Annotated in this window: 15 protein-coding genes and 2 tRNA genes; 6 read left to right on the top strand and 11 right to left on the bottom strand. The window is 73.3% G+C overall.

Annotated features, from left to right (window positions below):
* Positions 1-56: 56 nt before the first annotated feature.
* Entirely contained in the window at positions 57-353 is a 297-nt protein-coding gene (locus tag C8D89_RS28970; RefSeq protein ID WP_165825506.1) for a DUF3040 domain-containing protein, read from the bottom strand.
* Between the two features lie 239 nt (positions 354-592).
* On the opposite strand from C8D89_RS28970, the gene C8D89_RS02300 reads away from it, so the two are divergent.
* Positions 593-1306 (top strand): hypothetical protein, encoded by a 714-nt coding sequence (locus tag C8D89_RS02300; protein WP_116706419.1) that lies wholly within the window; start codon positions 593-595, stop codon positions 1304-1306.
* Positions 1307-1347: 41 nt separating this feature from the next.
* On the opposite strand, the gene C8D89_RS02305 is transcribed toward C8D89_RS02300, so the two are convergent.
* Complete coding sequence (locus tag C8D89_RS02305) at positions 1348-1821, bottom strand: hypothetical protein (protein WP_116706420.1); 474 nt, start codon at positions 1819-1821, stop codon at positions 1348-1350.
* Between the two features lie 596 nt (positions 1822-2417).
* Between C8D89_RS02305 and C8D89_RS02310 the strand changes: the two genes are divergently transcribed.
* The 3 genes from C8D89_RS02310 to C8D89_RS02320 all read left to right on the top strand — a co-directional run bounded on the left by C8D89_RS02310 (position 2418) and on the right by C8D89_RS02320 (position 5881).
* A complete protein-coding gene (locus C8D89_RS02310; protein WP_243417730.1) occupies positions 2418-2816 on the top strand; it encodes a DUF488 domain-containing protein in 399 nt (132 codons plus the stop codon).
* Between the two features lie 84 nt (positions 2817-2900).
* Positions 2901-4817, top strand: a complete 1917-nt coding sequence (locus C8D89_RS02315) for a S9 family peptidase (protein ID WP_116706422.1) — start codon at positions 2901-2903, stop codon at positions 4815-4817.
* A 29-nt stretch (positions 4818-4846) separates the two neighbouring features.
* Positions 4847-5881 (top strand): EamA family transporter, encoded by a 1035-nt coding sequence (locus tag C8D89_RS02320; protein WP_116706423.1) that lies wholly within the window; start codon positions 4847-4849, stop codon positions 5879-5881.
* Positions 5882-5929: 48 nt separating this feature from the next.
* Here the strand turns inward: C8D89_RS02320 and C8D89_RS02325 are convergent.
* Both C8D89_RS02325 and C8D89_RS02330 read right to left on the bottom strand, forming a co-directional pair.
* Positions 5930-6002: transfer RNA gene (locus C8D89_RS02325), tRNA-Glu, on the bottom strand.
* Between the two features lie 48 nt (positions 6003-6050).
* Positions 6051-6122 (bottom strand) — tRNA-Gln (locus C8D89_RS02330).
* Between the two features lie 247 nt (positions 6123-6369).
* Here C8D89_RS02330 and ileS point away from each other — a divergent pair.
* A complete protein-coding gene (ileS, locus tag C8D89_RS02335; protein WP_243417732.1) occupies positions 6370-9516 on the top strand; it encodes an isoleucine--tRNA ligase in 3147 nt (1048 codons plus the stop codon).
* Here ileS and C8D89_RS02340 read toward each other — a convergent pair.
* Complete coding sequence (locus C8D89_RS02340; protein WP_116706425.1) at positions 9497-10003, bottom strand: SRPBCC family protein; 507 nt, start codon at positions 10001-10003, stop codon at positions 9497-9499. The genes ileS and C8D89_RS02340 overlap by 20 nt on opposite strands.
* Positions 9993-11174, bottom strand: coding sequence for a CaiB/BaiF CoA transferase family protein (locus C8D89_RS02345; RefSeq protein WP_116706426.1), 1182 nt, complete (start codon positions 11172-11174; stop codon positions 9993-9995). Before C8D89_RS02345 ends, C8D89_RS02340 begins: the two co-directional genes overlap by 11 nt.
* A 138-nt stretch (positions 11175-11312) precedes the next feature.
* Between C8D89_RS02345 and C8D89_RS02350 the strand changes: the two genes are divergently transcribed.
* Positions 11313-12050: an AIM24 family protein gene (locus tag C8D89_RS02350; protein WP_116706874.1), complete on the top strand. Its 738-nt coding sequence runs from the start codon at positions 11313-11315 to the stop codon at positions 12048-12050.
* Here C8D89_RS02350 and lysS read toward each other — a convergent pair.
* The 5 genes from lysS to ilvC form a co-directional block, all read right to left on the bottom strand.
* Complete coding sequence (lysS, locus tag C8D89_RS02355; protein ID WP_341477298.1) at positions 12043-13725, bottom strand: lysine--tRNA ligase; 1683 nt, start codon at positions 13723-13725, stop codon at positions 12043-12045. The genes C8D89_RS02350 and lysS overlap by 8 nt on opposite strands.
* 54 nt (positions 13726-13779) lie before the next feature.
* Positions 13780-14571, bottom strand: coding sequence for a fumarylacetoacetate hydrolase family protein (locus C8D89_RS02360; RefSeq protein WP_116706428.1), 792 nt, complete (start codon positions 14569-14571; stop codon positions 13780-13782).
* Positions 14572-14629: 58 nt separating this feature from the next.
* A complete protein-coding gene (locus C8D89_RS02365) occupies positions 14630-15676 on the bottom strand; it encodes a 3-isopropylmalate dehydrogenase (protein WP_116706429.1) in 1047 nt (348 codons plus the stop codon).
* Positions 15677-15862: 186 nt separating this feature from the next.
* Positions 15863-17422 carry a phosphoglycerate dehydrogenase gene (gene serA / locus C8D89_RS02370; protein ID WP_243417849.1) on the bottom strand — a complete coding sequence of 520 codons (1560 nt, stop codon included), beginning with the start codon at positions 17420-17422 and terminating at the stop codon, positions 15863-15865.
* A 273-nt stretch (positions 17423-17695) separates the two neighbouring features.
* On the bottom strand, positions 17696-18736 hold the full coding sequence (gene ilvC / locus C8D89_RS02375) for a ketol-acid reductoisomerase (protein ID WP_116706430.1): 1041 nt from the start codon (positions 18734-18736) through the stop codon (positions 17696-17698).
* Between the last annotated feature and the right edge of the window lie 39 nt (positions 18737-18775).

Here is an 18775-nt window from a genome sequence, read left to right on the forward strand (position 1 = left end):
CCGGCCAGCGGGCGATCCGTCGACCGGCACCGTCTCCCGGGACGCGAAGCGCCCCGCTAGGTACGCCGCGCGCGGATGGGGCCGGACGGCAGCGGGCTCGTCGTACCCGGGCGGCGCCAGTGCCACACGGCCATGGGCACGGCCCCGAGCGCGATGAGCAGGAGGCCCGAGCCGACCGGACCGAGGGAGGCCAGGGCCAGGCCGAGCACGACGCCCGCCACGAGCGAGAAGACCGACCACCAGTACGACCGATGGCCGTGCTCGCGGCTCCCCCGCCGCACGAGCCCGGGATCGGTGCGCTCGAGGTGGGCTTCGATGTCCCGAAGGATGCGCTGCTCTCGGTCGTCGAGCACGGAGGCCTCCTCGACGTGGCGGCCCGCCGAGGGTGTGCGGGATCGGGCCGGGCAATGGGGGTCTTGCGAAAGGGATCCCCGACGTGGAGAAGGCAAAACGTTGTCATCGGGCCGGAGGTCGACGTCGTGCGGTCGTCGGTCCGCGCTCGGCGACGGGCGGCGCCCGGGGCCGGCGGCGCGCGGGTGACCCGTCCTCGACGGGGTGCCCCGACCGCTCGTCGCGAGGAGAATGGGTCGGGATGTCCTCCACGACCGCCGACCCGTCCAGGAGGAGCGGCGCCCGCGCCCGTCGGCGGTCTCGGCCCTCGGCTGTTCCTTCCGCCGTCATCGGCGCGGCGATCGCCGCCGGCCTGGCCCTCGTGATCGGCGCGCGAGCGGTCGACGACGCGTGGCTCCAGGCCTGCATGATCGCGATCGGGGCGTCGTTCCTCCTGCTCGCCCCCGTCGTGTACCTCGTGGAGCTCCTGCGCCGGTCGGTGGACGAGCTGACCTCGGCGCTGCGGACGTCGGGCACCGGGCACGACGGCCTGCGCCGCGTCGCACCGCACGGAGAGAGCCGGACGGCGTCGTCCGACGCCCTGCTTCACACCGGGCGCGATCGCGCGACGAACCATGAGTTCTCGGCAACCGAGGTCAGGACCTTGCTGGAGGGCTCCGGTGCCGAGCGGACCGTGGCGCTGGCGGCGATGCTCGGGCAGGCCGAGCTCGTCGACCCGGACGCGGTGCTCCGGTCCGTCCGTGACGCCGAGAGCGGGGACGAGCAGTACTACGCCCTCCGCGTGGCGTCCCGGTCGGGCGACGCCTTGCCGGCGGCCGTGCGGTCGGAGATCCTGGGGGTGATCGAGGAGGACCGACGGGGGCGAGGGCTCATCGACGGCGATCCCCACCGGCGGGCGATCGCCGAGGACCTGGCGAGGCGCTGGGGCAGCGCGCCGCCCGAGGGGTCGGGCTGATCGACCCCTGCTCGCGGCTCCGTGGCTGGAGCAGGGGATCGTCACCTCTCCCTGATCTCCCCGAGCAGGCGCTCCCGCCGATGATCGACGGTCCGGAACCTCGGCCGGGCCGGGTCCGCGACGGGACGTCGGAGCTGCGTCTGCGGCTGTCCACCGCGCTCGGGCTCGACCAGTACCCGGGCAGCGCGCCCGGCTTCGGGGGCGTCCTGGCCCACCACGCCCGCACCATGCTCGGTCAGCGCCTTCACGGCGAGTGGCGCATCGTGCTCACCGGCGACGACGGACGCCTCCAGCACGTCCTGCTCGCCCGCCGCCGACCCGCGCCCCGACGAACCCGACAGGACCGCCGCCCGCCCGGCCGGGCGGGTCCACCGGGTCGTGCCATCGTCGAGCTCCAGGTCCCCACGACGCTGCTGGCCGCCCTCGACCCCGACGAGCACGGCCCGTGGGCGCCCCTGCTCGCCGAGCTCCAGCAGCGGCTCGGCGAGCTCGGGGCGCGCCTCGGGCTGCCCCACCCGAGGACGCCGACGACCTCGCTCGCCGCCGACCGCGCGCCGCGATCGAGCGGTGGGTGCGGCTCCGCGACCGGCACTGCGTGGCGCCCTGCTGCCGGCGCCACGCCCACCGCGTCGAGCTCGGCCACACCCACGACCACGCCCGCGGCGGCCCCACCGCGCACTGGAACCTCGGCGTGTTCGACCGGCACCACCACGAGGCCAGACACCGCGGCGCCTGGCGGGTGCGCCAACCCCGACCGGGCCACTTCCAGATCCGCACCCGCGACGGGGTCAAGCACACCACCACCCCCAAGCCGATCATCGAACCGCTCCCCGCGCCCCGCCCCGCCGCCCACCCCCGCCCCTGCCCGACGACGGCTGGGGCCCCGACACGCCCCAACGACCGAACCGACGGCACCACCGCAACCCGCTGGACCGACCCCGAGCGAGCCGAAACCGAGCGGGCCGCAGCCGAAGCCCCCGAGCGGTGGCCACCGCCACCGGCCGCCCCAGACCACGCCCGAGCAACACCACCAGACGCCGACCGTCACCCCCCACCACCGACGACACCACCGACGACCCGCCACCGTTCTCGCGAGAGGACGATGCCCGTCGTGGCAGCGCAACAGCTCCCCGTGCACGTCCTCCACGTCAAGGACGGTCGGGCGCCGAGCTCTACGACGGTGCTGGTCGACCGGCTCTGGCCTCGCGGACGGCGCAAGGACGACGCTCCGTGGGACGAGTGGCTCCGGGCCGTCGCGCCGACGGACGAGCTGCGCCGGTGGTACGGCCACGACCCGGACCGGTTCGAGGAGTTCGCGCGCCGCTACCGCCGCGAGCTGGAGGACGGGCAGCAGGCCGATGCCCTCGCCGACCTGGTCCGGAAGTGCCACCACGGCCCGATCGCCCTCATGACCGCCACCCGCGACCTCGAGCACAGCCACGCCCGGGTCCTCGCCGACCTGCTCGCCGACCGGCTCCGGGCCGTCACCGGGCTGCAGCGCGACCGTTGACCGCCCGGCCGCGCACCAGGCCTTCGAGTGACGTCGGCCACGCGGCCTGGAGTGTGCCGTGGCGGCACGGACTCCGATGGCCCCATGACCGCGACGACCGGCACCACGGCCCGCCCCCGCCTCATCGACGTCGAGGAGTTCTTCGCCGATCCCGCGTTCGCCCACCCGAGGATATCCCCGGACGGGACGCGGATGGCGTATCTGGCGCCGCGGTACGGCCGCACCCAGGTGTGGGTACGCGGGATCGGCGAGCAGCACGAGGACGCGGTGTGCGTCACCCACGACGCCCGGCGGGGCGTCACGACGTACTACTGGACCGACGATCCCCGCTGGCTGCTCTACCTGCAGGACACCGACGGCAACGAGGACTGGCACCTCTACCGGGTCGATCTCGAGGCGCCCGGCGAGGTGGCCGTCGACCTCACGCCGCTGCCCCCCGGCTCGCGCGTGGTGGACACCGAACGGCTCCCGTCCTGCCCGGGGCAGGTGCTCGTCTGGATGAACCAGCGGCCGCTGTTCTTCGACGTGTTCCGGATCGACGTCGCCACCGGCGAGACGACCCTGCACGTCGAGCAGCCCACCCCGACGAGCACCTACCTGCTCGACCGCGAGGGTCACCCGGCGTTCCTCTCGACGTTGACCGACGACGGCAGCTACGAGTTCTCCGCGGTCGACCCGACCAACGGCGCGAGACGCCTCCTCCGCAGCGTGGGCGGCCCGGAGCACCCCCTGGGGGTCCCGGTGCAGCTCGTGACCCCGGACGGCACGGGCCTGCTGCTCGGCCTCTACCAGGACGGCGACGACCTGCGACTCGTCCGCGTCGACCGGGAGACCGGCGAGGAGACCGTCGTCGCGGCCGTCGAGGGGCAGAGCCTGGACACGATGGGGCAGATGGCGCCCGGCCTGCCGCCCACGGTGTTCGAGAGCGCCCGCACGGGCGAGGTGGTCGCCGCGCGCTTCGTGGGCGATCACCCGCGGATCGTAGTGCTCGACCCGCACACCGCCGAGGTCTTCGCCGCGCTGGAGGAACTCTCCGACGGCGTGCTGGGTTGGGTCTCGTCGGACGAGAGCGAGGAGCGGTGGATCGCGTCCTTCGTCCACGACCGCGAGCCCGGACTGACCTACTACCACGACCACGCCACGGGCGAGAGCCGGCTGCTCTCCCGCCCCCGTCCACACCTGGACCCGGCCGACCTGGCCTCCGTGACCCCGGTGGCCTTCGCGGCTCGCGACGGCCTGCCGCTGCACGGTTTCCTGACGGTCCCGCTCGGCGTCCCGACGCAGGGGCTGCCCCTGGTGCTGGTCGTGCACGGCGGCCCGTGGGCCCACGACACGTGGGGCTACGACCCGGAGACACAGTTCCTGGCCAACCGCGGGTACGCCGTGCTGCGCGTCAACTTCCGGGGGTCCACCGGCTACGGCCGGCGCCACGTCACGGCCGCGATCGGGGAGTTCGCCGGCGCGATGCACGACGACCTGATCGACGCCGCCGAGTGGGCCGTGGCGCAGGGCATCGCCGATCCCGAGCGCATCGGCATCTACGGCGGCTCCTACGGCGGCTACGCGGCGCTCGTCGGGGCCACCGTCACGCCCGACTTCTTCGCCGCCGCGGTCGACTACGTCGGCATCTCGGACCTCGCGAACTTCATGCGCACGCTGCCGCCGTTCGCCCGCCCGAACCTGGCCAACAACTGGTTCCACTACGTCGGCGACCCGGACGTCGGGGAGCAGGAGGCCGACATGCTCGCCCGCTCACCGATCACCATGGTCGACCGGATCCGCACCCCGTTGCTCGTCGCGCAGGGGGCCAACGACGTGCGCGTGGTGCAGGCGGAATCCGACAACATCGTGGCCTCGCTGCGGGCCCGCGGCATCCCGGTCGAGTACCTCGTGGCCGAGGACGAGGGCCACGGCTTCGCCAACCCCGAGAACAGGATCCGGCTGTACCGCACGATGGAACACCACTTCGCCGACCACCTGGGAGGACGTCGGAGCGGCTGAGGAGCATCCGTGGCGGCCCGGGCCGCGGCGTGGCCCGGATCACCGATCTTGCCGTGGTGGCCCGCCGGCTGCTCGAATCGTTCCCCGTGGCCCGTGTCGGCTCCGGCCAGCGAGCGGCCCGCACGGCGCCCGGCCTGGCGGTCGCGTTGGTCTCGGGGGCCTCCTTCGGGATGGCCGGGCCGTTCGCCGCCTCCCTGCTGGCCACCGGCTGGTCGCCCCTGGCGGTGGTCCTGGGCCGGCTCGGCGGCGCCGCGCTGCTGCTCGCGGTGCCGCTGGCCCTCCTGCTCGCCCGCGGGTGGCGGCCGCGCGCGGGCCACCTGCGCGCCGTGGCCGTCTACGGGCTGGTCCCCCTGGCCGGCGCCCAGGTCTGCTATTTCAGCGCCGTCGGCCGCCTGTCGGTCGGTGTCGCGCTGCTCATCGAGTACACGGCGCCGGTCCTGTTGCTCGGGTGGACGTGGGCGCGGACCGGTCTGCGGCCGCGCCTCGCGACCCTCCTCGGCGCGGTCCTCGCGATCGCGGGCCTCGGGCTCGTCCTCGACGTCGGGCGCGGCGCGGACGTCGACGTCGTCGGCGTGCTGTGGGGGCTCGGCGCCGCCGTGTGCCTCGCGGCCTACTTCCGCCTGTCGGCCGCCGCGGGCGGCGGCCGCGAGGGCGACCCGGCCGGTCCGCCGGCCCTGGTGCTCGTCGCCGGGGGTGCCGCCGTGGGCAGCGCCGTCGTGGTGCTCGTCGGGGCGGTGGGTCTGCTCCCGCTGGAGGCGACGGCGGCGCCGATCGAGCTGGGCGGCGCGACGGCCCCGTGGTGGGTCGGTGTCCTGCTCGTGGCCACGCTGTCGACGGCGCTGGCGTACCTCACCGGGATCGCGGCGGTGGGCCGCCTCGGGTCACGGCTGGCGTCGTTCGTGGGACTCAGCGAGGTGCTCTTCGCCGTCCTCGGCGCGTGGTGGCTGGTCGCGCAGCGCCCGACGGCGACCCAGGTCGCGGGCGGCGTGCTCGTCGTCGGGGCGATCGCGCTGATCCGCTGGGCCGAGCCGCCCGACGCGCCGATGGCGCGGACCGAGCCTTGAGACGACGAACGCGGCGCACCGAGGGTCGATGCACCGCGTCCGTGGATGTAGCCCCGAGGGGATTCGAACCCCCGCTACCGCCTTGAGAGGGCGGCGTCCTAGGCCGCTAGACGACGGGGCCCTAGGAGAACGGTGACGACCCTAGACGACGGTCGATCACCGCTCGCAGCTGGGGTACCAGGACTCGAACCTAGAACAACTGAACCAGAATCAGCCGTGTTGCCAATTACACCATACCCCATGGCGATCACCGTGCGTGACTGCTCGTCCCGCCCGGCGACGACCACCATCCTAGGACATCCCTGCGCGGCGGTTCGACACCCCCCGGGTGGGCCCGGTGCCGCAGGTCAGGGCACGGATATCCGCGTCGGCCCGCCCGGTAGCCTGGATGAGTTGGGCTACCGCACGACCAGGAAGATCGAGACGTGAGTTCATCGCCGGCCCCCCGCTCCGGGAGCGCGCCCGCGTTCGCCCCCCTCCCCGCGAGCGTGGACCTGCCCGCCGTCGAGCGCGAGGTCCTCGCCCGCTGGTCCGAGCGCGACGTGTTCCGTCGCAGCCTCGAGCGCACGGCCGGCGGCGAGCCGTGGATCTTCTACGAGGGCCCGCCGACCGCCAACGGCCAGCCCGGCACCCACCACGTCGAGGCCCGCGCGTTCAAGGACCTGTTCCCGCGGTTCAAGACGATGCGTGGCTACCACGTGCCGCGGCGTGCCGGCTGGGACTGCCACGGCCTGCCCGTCGAGCTCGCCGTGGAGAAGGAGCTCGGCTTCAGCGGCAAGGCCGACATCGAGACCTACGGCATCGCCGAGTTCAACGCGAGGTGCCGCGAGTCGGCGCTGCGCAACGTCTCCGCCTTCGCGGCCATGACCGAGCGCATGGGGTACTGGGTCGACCTCGACGAGGCCTACATGACGATGGCCCCGCGCTACGTCGAGAGCGTCTGGTGGTCGCTCAAGAAGATCTTCGACGACGGCCTCCTGGTCGAGGACCACCGCGTCACCCCGTACTGCCCGCGCGACGAGACGCCGCTCTCGGACCACGAGGTCGCGCTGGGATACGAGGACGTCGTCGACCCCTCGGTGTACGTCCGGTTCCCGCTGCTCGACGGTCCGTGGGGGGCGAGCGCAGCGACGGGGGACGGGGCCACGGGCGCCGACCTCCTGGTCTGGACGACGACCCCCTGGACCCTGCCGTCCAACACCGCCGTCGCCGTCGCCCGGGACATCGTCTACGTCCGGGCGCGCCCGGCGGACGCCTCCCCCACCCACCCCGACCTCGTGGTCGCCGAGGACCTGCTGTCCGTCCTCGGCGAGGGCGCGGAGGTCATCGACCGCCTCACCGGAGCCGACCTGCTCGGCAGCCACTACCAGCGGCCGTTCGAGCTCATCGACATCGCACGCTTCGGGAGCGGCGACCCGCACCGCGTCGTGCACGGCGACCATGTCACCACCGACGCCGGCACGGGCCTCGTGCACATGTCCCCGGCCTTCGGCGCCGAGGACTACGCGGTCTGCCGCGCCGAGGGTCTCGACATCATCAACCCGATCGGGCGCGACGGGCGCTTCGAGGCCGACCTGCCGCTCATCGGCGGCGCGTTCTTCAAGGACGCCGACCGTGCGCTGGTCGACGACCTGCGCAGCCGGACCGTGCTCTTCCGCGGCGAGGACTACGAGCACTCCTATCCGCACTGCTGGCGCTGCCACACGCCGCTGATCTACTACGCGCTGCCGTCGTGGTTCATCCGCACCACCGCGGTGCGCGACCGGCTGCTCGAGGAGAACGAGCGGACGAACTGGTACCCGCCGCACATCAAGCACGGCCGCTACGGCGGGTGGCTCGAGAACAACGTCGACTGGGCGCTCTCGCGCAACCGCTACTGGGGCACACCGCTGCCGATCTGGCGCAACGACGCCGACCCGTCGGAGATGGTGTGCGTCGGCTCGCTCGCCGAGCTCGGCGGGTACGTGGGCCGCGACCTCGCCGACCTCGACCCGCACCGCCCGTTCGTCGACGAGGTCACCTTCCCGGCCCCGAGCGGCACGGGCACGATGCGCCGCGTCTCCGACGTCATCGACGTCTGGTACGACTCGGGTGCCATGCCGTTCGCCCAGTGGGGCGCGCCGCACCACCACGAGGCCGACTTCGAGCAGGCCTACCCCGCGCAGTACATCTGCGAGGCCATCGACCAGACCCGCGGCTGGTTCTACTCGCTGATGGCCGTGGGCACGCTGGTGTTCGACCGGTCGTCCTACGAGAACGTCGTGTGCCTGGGCCTGCTGCTCGACGAGCAGGGCCGCAAGATGTCCAAGCACCTGGGCAACGTGCTCGACCCGTTCGAGCTCTTCGAGTCCCACGGCGCGGACGCGGTCCGCTGGCTGATGCTCGCCCAGGGCTCGCCGTGGGTCGACCGCCGCGTCGGCCACGAGACCCTGCGCGAGATCGTCCGCAAGGTCCTGCTGACGTACTGGAACACCGCCTCGTTCCTGGTCACGTACGCGAACGCCTCGGGCTGGCGTCCCACCGGCGAGCCGGCGGAGAGCGACCACCCGATGGACCGCTGGGTGCTCGGCGAGCTGGCGGCGTGCGTCCGCGAGGTCACCCGCGCGCTCGACGACTTCGACTCCTCGAGCGCCGGCCGGGCGATCACCGCGTTCGTCGACGGGCTGTCCAACTGGTACGTGCGCCGGTCACGACGCCGCTTCTGGCACGGCGAGCCCGAGGCCCTGGCCACGCTGCACACGTGCGTCGAGACGCTGTCCCGGCTGATGGCGCCGTTCACCCCGTTCACCAGCGACTATCTCTGGACGCTGCTCGAGGGTGACGTCGTCGACGGCGCGCCCGACTCGGTGCACCTCGCCGACTGGCCGGAGGTCGACGAGGCGGCGCTCGACGCCGGGCTCGCCGGGCGCATGGCCCTCGTGCAGCGGATCGTCGAGCTCGGCCGCGCCACCCGGGCCGCCAGCGGCGTGCGCACCCGCCAGCCGCTGGCCCGCGCCGTCGTGTCGGCGCCCGGGTTCGGTGATCTCGAAGAAGCCCTGCTCACCGAGATCGCCGAGGAGCTCAACGTCGGGCGGGTCGAGTCGGCCGGCTCGGACCTGGTCGAGGTCACCGTGAAGCCGAACTTCCGGGCGCTGGGCAAGCGCTTCGGCAAGCGGACCCCGGTCGTGGCCGAGGCCGTCAGGAGCACGACGGCGACCCCGGTCGACGGCGAGCTCACCGTGGTCGTCGACGGCGAGGAGATCGTGCTCTCCGGCGACGAGATCCTGGTCGAGGAGACGCCGCGCGAGGGCTGGGCGGTGCGCTCCGAGGGCGGCCTGTCCGTGGGCCTGGACACCGAGCTGACCGATGAGCTGCGTGCCGCGGGGCTCGCCCGCGACGTCGTGCGCGTCGTCCAGGAGGCCCGCAAGACCCGCGGCCTCGAGGTGTCCGACCGCATCGCGCTCACCTGGGCCGCCGAGCGCGCCGACGTGGCCGAGGCCGTGCGCGCCCACGCCGGCACCATCGCCGACGAGGTGCTCGCGGTGTCGATGACCGAGGGCAGCGAGGGCTCGGTCAACGGTGACGCCGCGGCACGCTCGGACGACCTCGCCCTGGCTGTGGCGATCACACCGGCGGTCACGTCGGCTGGCGGCTGACCTCCACGCTGCGGCGGGCCCAGGTCTCGAAGCGGCGCCAGAACAGACGCTGCGCGAGTTCCCACGGGCGCAGGAACACCGGGCGCACGTGGGCGTCGATCTGCAGCTCGACCGCGGTGCCGGCGGGAGCGTCGGCGGCGTCGTTGAGCCGGAACTGCAGGCGGGTGGGCCGCAGCAGCCGGAAGGACACCGCGAACGCACCGTAGAGGTACTGCAGGTCGCGGTACTCGCCGTCACGGATCTCGCCCAGGACGCCGGGCAGGTGCAGCAACGGCCCGTGGTGGGTGGTGAGGACGCCGGTCTCGAAGCCGCCGCCGAGGAACTCGACGCGGAACGGGCCGACCTGCGTGTCGGTGAACGTGGCCGGGTCGCACAGCCACGCCCAGACCCGCTCGCGGGGCGCCGCGACGGTGAAGCGGTGGACGTGGGTGTGGGCCCGCCACCCGGCCGGGTGGGGCTGGCCGGGTCCGGCGAGGTCAGCGGTCACCCAGCCCCTGTACCCCGAACTCGGCGAGCACCGCCGCGGTGTGCTCACCGACGTCGGGGATCGGGTCCATCCGGGCTGTGCCGCCCGCGAACCCGAGCGGCGGGAGCATCGCGGGCACGGGCCCGACCGGCGAGCCCACCGTGGTGACCCGGCCCCGCGCCGCGTGCTGCGGGTGGGCGAGGACGCCGTCGTCACCGACGAGGTCGCGCCGCCGCGCGCGGGCGATGCCCGCAGCGGCCAGGCGGGCGAGCACCGCGTCGCCGGTCAGGCCGCCGAGCACCGCGTCGACGGCCGCGTGCAGCTCGTCCCGGTGCTCGACGCGGGCGGAGCCGGTGGCGAAGCGGGAGTCGGCGGCCAGGGCCGGGTCGCCCAGGACCTCGGCGCAGAAGCGCTGCCACTCCCGCTCGTTCTGGACGGCCAGCACCACCTCGCTACCGTCGCCCGTGGTGAACGCGCCGTACGGCGCGATCGCCGGGTGCGCCGTGCCCGCGCGCACCGGCGCCCGCCCCGACCCGGCCGCGTAGGTGAGCGGGAAGCCCATCCACTCGGTGAGCGCGTCGAACAGGCTGACCTCGATCGCCGTCCCCTCCCCCGTGCGCTCGCGGCGGTAGAGGGCGGCGAGGACGCCGGAGAAGGCGTACATGCCCGCGCCGATGTCGGCGGCCGGGATACCGGCCTTGGCCGGGTGCTCCTCGGTGCCGGTGACCGAGACCAGGCCCGCCTCGGCCTGCACGAGCAGGTCGTAGGCCTTGGCGTCGCGGTAGGGCCCGGTCGCCCCGTAGCCCGAGATCGCGCAGGTGACGAGCCGGGGGTGCGCGGCGCGCAGCTCGGCCGCACCCAGCCCGAGGCGCTCGGCGGCGCCGGGCGCGAGGTTCTGCACGAAGACGTCGGCGCGGGCGACGATCCAGCGCAGGGCGGCGAGCGCGTCGGGGACCTTGAGGTCGAGGACCACGCTCTCCTTGCCGCGGTTGAGCCAGACGAAGTGGCTGGAGAGCCCGCCGACCACGGTGTCGTAGTCGCGGGCGAAGTCCCCGCCGCCCGGGCGCTCGACCTTGATGACCCGCGCGCCCAGGTCGGCGAGGTGCCGGGTCGCCAGCGGGGCGGCGACGGCCTGCTCGCAGGCCACCACGAGCACGCCGGCGAGCGGGAGGGCGGGATCGGTGTCGGCCACGCCCGGATCGTGCCCTGCCGCGTGCGCCGCGCGGGGAACCGGGCACGCCCGCGGTTCGTTGACTCTTCGTGTTCGCCGAGAGGATGATCTCTCCGCGTTCGCCCCCTGATGAGCACCGAGAGTCACGAGGAGACCCCGATGCGCAGCAACCTGTTCGCTCCCGAGAACCAGGAACAGGAGTCCGCCCAGCCGGGCCTGCGGCTGCAGAACTCGAAGATGCTCAAGATCGAGCTCAACGGCGAGTGCATGGCCCGGCAGGGCGCGATGGTGGCCTACCAGGGCCAGGTGCAGTTCGAGGCCAAGGGCTCGGGCGGCCTCGGCAAGTTCCTCAAGCAGAAGTTCACCGGCGAGGGCGTGCCGCTGATGAAGGTCTCGGGCCGCGGCGACGTGTTCCTCGCCGACGCCGCCGCGGATGTCCACCTCATCGACCTCGAGGGCCCGCAGGACGCCCTGTCGATCAACGGCGCGAACGTGCTGGCCTTCGAGCCGAGCCTGTCCTACGACATCCACATGGTGCAGGGGGCCGGCGTGGCCTCGGGCGCAGGCATGTTCAACTGCGTGTTCACCGGGCGCGGCCGGCTGGCGATCACGTGCAAGGGCACGCCGGTGGTGCTCGACGTCGACCAGCCGACCTACGCCGACCCCCAGGCGACCGTCGCGTGGTCGGCCGGCCTGCAGGTCGGCGTGCACCGCGCCGATTCCTTCGGCCTCGGCACGTTGATGGGCCGCACCACCGGGGAGGCCTTCACCCTCGGCTTCTCCGGGCGCGGGTTCGTCATCGTGCAGCCCTCCGAGGAGGCCCCGCCCGGCGCCGTCGGCGGCCACGGTGGTGGTCAGCAGCAGGAGGGCGGCGTGCTCGGCGGCCTGTTCAGCTGACCGGCGCCGGCCCGCCCAGCAGGTACCGCACGCGCTCGGGGCCCGCGGCCAGGAGCAGCGTGGGCAGGCGCGGGCCGGTGTCGGCGCCCACCAGCAGCCGGTAGACGACGACGAAGAAACGTCGCTGGGCGGCCTTGAGCTCGTCGGTGGGCTTGACGTCCAGCGGGAGGCCCGCCTGCTTCTTGGGCACGCCGTAGACGAGCGTGGTGAGGCCGTCCAGCGACCAGTCGTCGGTGAGGTGGTCACGCAGCATCGCGACGGCCTCGCGCTCCTGGTCGTCGAGACCGGCGAGGAACTCGGTGTCGGGCTCGGAGCGCAGCCGGGTGTGCGCCTCGTCGGGCATGTACGACGCGACCCAGTGCGCCGCCTTGTCCAGCCGCGGTCGGGCACCGTCGGGCGTGGCGTCCAGGCCGGCGAGGATCCGCTCGAGCTGGGCCGGGTCGCCCGCGGTGATGTCGACGACCGACGCCAGGGTCCGGTAGGCGACCGGCTGCGCGGTGCGCGGCAGGTCGCCCTCCGCCGTGGTGACCGCACGGACGTGTCCCGTGACCTCGATCCCGCCGGCCGTCCCGGCGGCGACCTTGCGCTCGAGGGCGTCCCACTCGTCGTAGAGCCGGTGGAGCTCCTGGTCGAACGCCACCTTGATGGCCTGGTTGGGCCGCCGGCGGGCGAACAGCCAGCGCAGCACCGGCACCTCGAGGATCTCCAACGCGTCGCCCGGCGTCGGCACCGACCCGCGGGAGCTGGACATCTTCGCCTGGCCGGTGATGCCCACGAACGCATACATCGGCCCGATCGGGGCCTCGCCGCCGAACACCTCGTCGACGATCAGGCCGCCCACCTGGTACGACGAGCCGGGCGAGGAGTGGTCGACGCCCGAGGGCTCGAAGTGCACGCCCTCGTAGGCCCACCGCATGGGCCAGTCGACCTTCCACACGAGCTTGCCGCGCGTGAAGTCGCGCAGCAGCACCGTCTCGGAGGACCCGCACGCGCAGGTGTAGGTCATCTCCGTCGTGTCGTCGTCGTAAGCGGTGATCGTCGTGTCGTCGCGCCCGCAGGCCCCGCAGTAGGGCTTGAACGGGTAGTACTCGCGGCCCGCCACCCGGTCCTCGTCCGCCCCGTCCTCGTCGTCGTTCTCCGGGACGTGCTTCTTCTTCGTCCGGAAGCGGCCGAGGATCGTGTCGATGCGGGCCCGCTCGCGCATGGCCAGCAGCACCTGGTCGCGGTAGGCGCCGGAGGTGTACATCTCGCTCTGGCTGATGCCGCGGTAGGGCACGCCGAGGTCGGTGAGCGCGGCGATCATCGGCGCCTTGAAGTGCTCGGCCCAGTTCGCGAAGGGGCTACCCGTGGGCGCCGGGACCTCCGAGAGAGGCTTGCCGACGTGCTCGGCCCACGCCGGGTCGATGCCGGCGGGCACCCGGCGGAAGCGGTCGTAGTCGTCCCAGGAGACCAGGTGCTCGACGGCGTGGCCGCGGCGTCGGATCTCGTCGGCGACGAGGTGCGGGGTCATGACCTCGCGCAGGTTGCCCAGGTGGATCGGACCGGAGGGGCTCAGGCCGGACGCGCAGACGATCGGTCTGCCGGGACTGCGGCGCTCGGCGGCCTCGATCACCTCGTCGGCCATCCGTGACACCCAGTCCGGCTCCGGACCTCCTCCCGGTCCTGTGTCCACCACCTGCGCGTACCCCTCTCCGGATCGATCCCGTCCAGGGTACGGGGCGCCGACCGGCTAGCGGGCGCGCACCGGGTTGGTCAGGGTGCCGATGCCCTCGACGGTGACGCTCACCTGCTGGCCGTCGGCCATCGGTCCGACGCCCGCGGGGGTGCCGGTGAGGATGACGTCGCCGGGCAGGAGCGTCATCACCCGGGAGATGTAGGCGATGAGCTCCTCGACGGGGTGCAGCAGCAGGTGGGTGCGCGACTCCTGGCGGACCTCGCCGTCGAGCTCGGTACGGATCGCGAGGTCTCCCGGGTCGATCGTCGTCTCGATCCACGGCCCGAGCGGGCAGAACGAGTCGTAGCCCTTGGCGCGGGTCCACTGCCCGTCGGCCTGCTGCAGGTCGCGGGCGGTGACGTCGTTCGCGACGGTGTAGCCGAGCACCACGTCACGGGCGCGCGCCTCGGGCACGTCACGGCACGGCATGCCGATGACGACGGCGAGCTCGCCCTCGTAGTCGACGCGCTGCGAGTCCGGAGGCATCTGGATCGGCAGGCCCGGCCCGATGACGGTGGTCGAGGGCTTCATGAAGATCAGCGGCGCGGGCGGGGTCTCGCCACCCATCTCGCTGACGTGGTCGGCGTAGTTCTTGCCGATGCAGACGATCTTGGTCGGCAGGATCGGCGCGAGCAGCCGCACGTCGGCCAGCGGCCATGTCCGGCCGGTGAAGGTGGGGTCGCCGAACGGGTGCTCGGCGATCTCCGCGCAGACGTCCCCGGCCTCCGGCTCACCGCCCGCGGTGGTGGGCGACTGCAGGGCGGCGAACGAGACGCCCTCGGCATGGGCGATCCGGGCGAGGCGCACGGCGCCGGACCCTATCCCCCGGCGACGGTCGCGGCGCGCCCGCGGCACCGCTCCCGCGTCAGACGGGGGTGCGGGTGCCCGCGGCCGAGGACACAAGAGCGGCGAGGCGGTCGCCGACCGCGTGGGTGCCGCCCGGGTTGGCGTGGTCGCGCGTCGCGAGGTCGAAGGCCACCGCGGCCTCGACGCGCCGGGCCAGCTCGGGCTCGCCCAGGTGGTCGAGCAGCAGCGCCACCGACAGGATCGCGGCCGTCGGGTCCGCGATGCCCTTGCCGGCGATGTCCGGCGCCGAGCCGTGGACCGGCTCGAACATGCTCGGGTTGGCGCGCGAGACGTCGAGGTTGCCCGACGCCGCCAGGCCGATGCCGCCGGTCACGGCCGCGGCGAGGTCGGTGAGGATGTCGCCGAAGAGGTTGTCGGTGACGATCACGTCGTAGCGCGACGGGTCGGTGACGAGGTGGATCGTCGTCGAGTCGACGTGCTGGTAGTCCACCGAGACGTCGGGGTGCTCGAGGGAGACCTCCTCGACCACGCGCGACCACAGCGACCCGGCGTGGGTCAGCACGTTGGTCTTGTGCACCAGCGTCAGCTTGCGCCGCGGGCGCGCGGCGGCGCGCGCGAACGCGTCGCGCACCACGCGCTCGACCCCGAACGCGGTGTTGACGCTGACCTCGGTGGCGATCTCCTGCGGCGTGTCCTTGCGCAGCAGCCCGCCGGTGCCCGCGTACGGGCCCTCGGTGCCCTCGCGCACCACGACGAGGTCGATCTCCGAAGCGCCGGACAGCGGCCCGCGCACACCGGGGTAGAGCCGGGCCGGACGGAGGTTGACGTGGTGGTCGAGCTCGAAGCGCAGGCGCAGCAGCAGGCCGCGCTCGAGGATGCCGCTGGGCACCGAGGGGTCGCCGACCGCGCCGAGCAGGATCGCGTCGTGCTCGCGCAGCTCGGAGAGCACGGACTCGGGCAGGAGCTCACCCGTCGAGTGCCACCGGGCCGCGCCCAGGTCGTACTGCGTCGTCTCGACCGACGGGGCGACCTCGTCGAGCACCTTCAGCGCTTCGCCGACGACCTCGGGACCGATGCCGTCGCCGGGCACCACCGCGAGCCGCATCCGCAACAACCTCCACGAGCGGGTCGCCCCGCGACGGGGTGACCGGGGCCGACCCGCGGAGACTACTAGGCGTGTCGGTCGATCACGGAACCGGATCGCCGGATCGTAGGAACGCGCCCTCGGTCGGGGTTGCTGCGCCCGGCGGGGTGTGGGGCGCGCCCGCCCTCCCCGCCGGGGCAACCACGATTAGCCGAAGCTGATCAACCGGGTCGTCCGGGCGCCGAGCGCCTCGCCGATCGGCTCGAGGACCTCGGGGGCGACGGCCTGGTCGACGCGCAGCAGCATGATCGAGGAGGCGCGGTCGCGCAGCTGGGAGAGCTGGGCGGCCTCGATGTTGACGTTCGACTCGCCGAGCATGGTGCCGACGGTGCCCATCGCGCCGGGGCGGTCGGAGTACTCGAAGAGCAGGACGTGGCCCTCGGCGCGCAGGTCGAAGCTGCGGCCGTTGATCTCGACGAGCTTCTCGACCTCGTCCGCGCCGGTCAGCGTGCCCGACACGGTCACGGCCTCGCCGTCGCGCACCGCGCGCAGGGTCACCAGGCTGCGGTGGTTCGGGCTCTCGCTGGCCGTCTCGACGGTCGCGGTGACGCCGCGCTCCTCGGCCAGTGCCGGGGCGTTGACGAACGTGACCGGCTCGTCGACGACCTCGCCGAACACACCGCGCAGCGCGGCCAGCGAGAGCACCGAGACGTCCTCGTTCGCCAGCTCGCCGCGCACCTGGACCTGCAGCTCGCTGGGGGCGCCGACCAGGTCCGACAGGAGGGTGCCGAGCTTCTGGGTGATCCCGAGCCACGGCCGGACCTCCTCGCCGACCGCGCCGCCCGAGACGTTGACGGCGTCGGGGACGAAGTCGCCGCGCAGGCCCGCGAGCACCGAGTGCGCGACGTCGGTGCCGGCGCGGTCCTGGGCCTCGGCGGTGGAGGCGCCCAGGTGCGGCGTGACGGTGACCTGCGGGAGCTCGAACAGCGGGCTCGAGGTGGTGGGCTCGGTGACGAAGACGTCGACGCCGGCGCCGGCGACGTGGCCCGAGCGCACGGCCTCGGCCAGCGCGTCCTCGTCCACCAGCCCGCCGCGAGCGGCGTTGACGATGATGACGCCCGGCTTGGTCCTGGCCAGCGCCTCCTTGCCGATGAGGCCCTGGGTCTCCGGGGTCTTCGGCAGGTGGATGGTCATCATGTCGCTGCGGCGCAACAGCTCGTCGAGCTCGACGAGCTCGATGCCGAGCTGCGTGGCGCGCGCCTGCGGCAGGTACGGGTCGTAGGCGATGACATGGGTGCCGAACGCGGCGATCCGGCTGGCGAACAGCTGCCCGATCTTGCCGAGGCCGATGACGCCCACGGTCTTGCCCTGGATCTCGACGCCGGAGAGCTTGCTGCGCTCCCACTTGCCGGCGCGCAGGCTCGCGTCGGCCTGCGGGATGTGCCGCGCGGTGGCCAGCAGCAGGGCCAGCGCGTGCTCGGCGGCGGAGACGATGTTCGAGACCGGGGCGTTGACCACCATGACCCCCGCCGCGGTGGCCGCGGGGACGTCGACGTTGTCGAGGCCGACGCCGGCGCGACCGACGACGGTCAGCTGCTTGGCGGCGCCGAAGACCTCGGCGTCGACCTGCGTCGCCGAGCGGACGAGCAGCGCGTCCGCTCCTCCGACGGCGTCGAGCAGAGCGGCGCGGTCGGTGCCGTCGACGGTGCGGATCTCGACCTCGTCGCCGAACACCTCCAGCGTCGACGGCGCGAGCTTCTCGGCCATCAGCACGACGGGCTTGGTGGCGGCGGGACTGGTCACGGGCGTTCGCTCCCCGAAGGTCGGCGGTCGGTCGGTCACGCCGACGAGCCCTGCACCTACCGAGATCACACGCCGACGTGCTCGCGGGTCATCGTGCCCGCACCGTGGCGATCCTACCGACAGCTCGTGAACCGATTCACATGCCTGGGGCTGCCGGATCCGTGGCAGCGAACGGGTATCTCGCTGCGTCTATGCGCACGAGATACCCGTTCGCTGCGGGGACGAGACGACCCTCGACTAGGTGGTCGGGCGCGCCATCCACGGCATGAGGCCACGCAGCTTGGCCCCGACCTGCTCGATCTGGTGGGCCTTGCCCTCCTCCTCGAGCTTGGTGAAGTTCGGACGGCCGTTGTCGTCCTCGGCCACCCACTCGCGGGCGAAGGTGCCGTCCTGGATCTCGCCCAGGATCTTGCGCATCTCCTCCTTGACCGCGTTGTTGACGATGCGCGGCCCGCGGGTGAGGTCGCCGTACTCGGCGGTGTCGCTGATCGAGTACCGCTGGCCCCAGATGCCGTTCTCGTACATCAGGTCGACGATCAGCTTGAGCTCGTGGAGGCACTCGAAGTAGGCGATCTCGGGCTGGTAGCCGGCCTCGACCAGCGTCTCGAACCCGGCCTGGACGAGCGCCGACGTGCCGCCGCAGAGCACGGCCTGCTCGCCGAAGAGGTCGGTCTCGGTCTCCTCGGTGAACGTGGTCCTGATGACGCCGGCCCGCGCGCCGCCGATGGCCGCGGCGTAGGACAGCGCGAGCGCCTGGGCCCCGCCCGTCGCGTCCTGCTCGACCGCGATGAGGCACGGCACGCCCTTGCCGTCGACGAACTGGCGGCGCACCAGGTGGCCCGGGCCCTTCGGCGCCACCATGGCCACGTCGACGTCCTTCGGCGGCTCGATGAGGCCGTAACGGATGTTGAAGCCGTGGCCGAAGAAGATCGCGTTGCCCGACTCGAGGTTCGGCGCGATGTCGTCGGCGTAGATGAACCGCTGCTTCGTGTCCGGCGCCAGGATCATGATGACGTCGGCCTCGGCGGCCGCCTCGGCGGGCGTGACGACCCGCAGGCCCTCCTCCTGCGCGGTCGCGCGGCTCTTCGACGACTCCGGCAGGCCCACCCGCACGTCGACGCCCGAGTCGCGCAGCGACAACGCGTGGGCGTGGCCCTGGCTGCCGTAGCCGATGACGGCGACCTTGCGCCCCTGGATGATCGAGAGGTCGGCGTCGGCGTCGTAGAACACAGCAGCATTCCCTGTCGTGGGGCTACTGCCGTTGTCCGGGGCACTCATGATGCGGGACTACTTCCTTCCGGGAACGACTGACGGGAA

The organism is Actinomycetospora cinnamomea, assembly GCF_003096675.1.
GTDB lineage: Bacteria > Actinomycetota > Actinomycetes > Mycobacteriales > Pseudonocardiaceae > Actinomycetospora > Actinomycetospora cinnamomea.

What these genes read in the sequence shown, in the direction of transcription:
- serA (WP_243417849.1), bottom strand. Translation starts at nt 17,422, where the DNA reads ATGGCCGAGAAGCTCGCGCCGTCGACGCTGGAGGTGTTCGGCGACGAG.
- C8D89_RS02300 (WP_116706419.1), top strand. Translation starts at nt 593, where the DNA reads ATGTCCTCCACGACCGCCGACCCGTCCAGGAGGAGCGGCGCCCGCGCC.
- ilvC (WP_116706430.1), bottom strand. Translation starts at nt 18,736, where the DNA reads ATGAGTGCCCCGGACAACGGCAGTAGCCCCACGACAGGGAATGCTGCT.
- C8D89_RS02350 (WP_116706874.1), top strand. Translation starts at nt 11,313, where the DNA reads ATGCGCAGCAACCTGTTCGCTCCCGAGAACCAGGAACAGGAGTCCGCC.
- C8D89_RS02315 (WP_116706422.1), top strand. Translation starts at nt 2,901, where the DNA reads ATGACCGCGACGACCGGCACCACGGCCCGCCCCCGCCTCATCGACGTC.
- C8D89_RS02365 (WP_116706429.1), bottom strand. Translation starts at nt 15,676, where the DNA reads ATGCGGCTCGCGGTGGTGCCCGGCGACGGCATCGGTCCCGAGGTCGTC.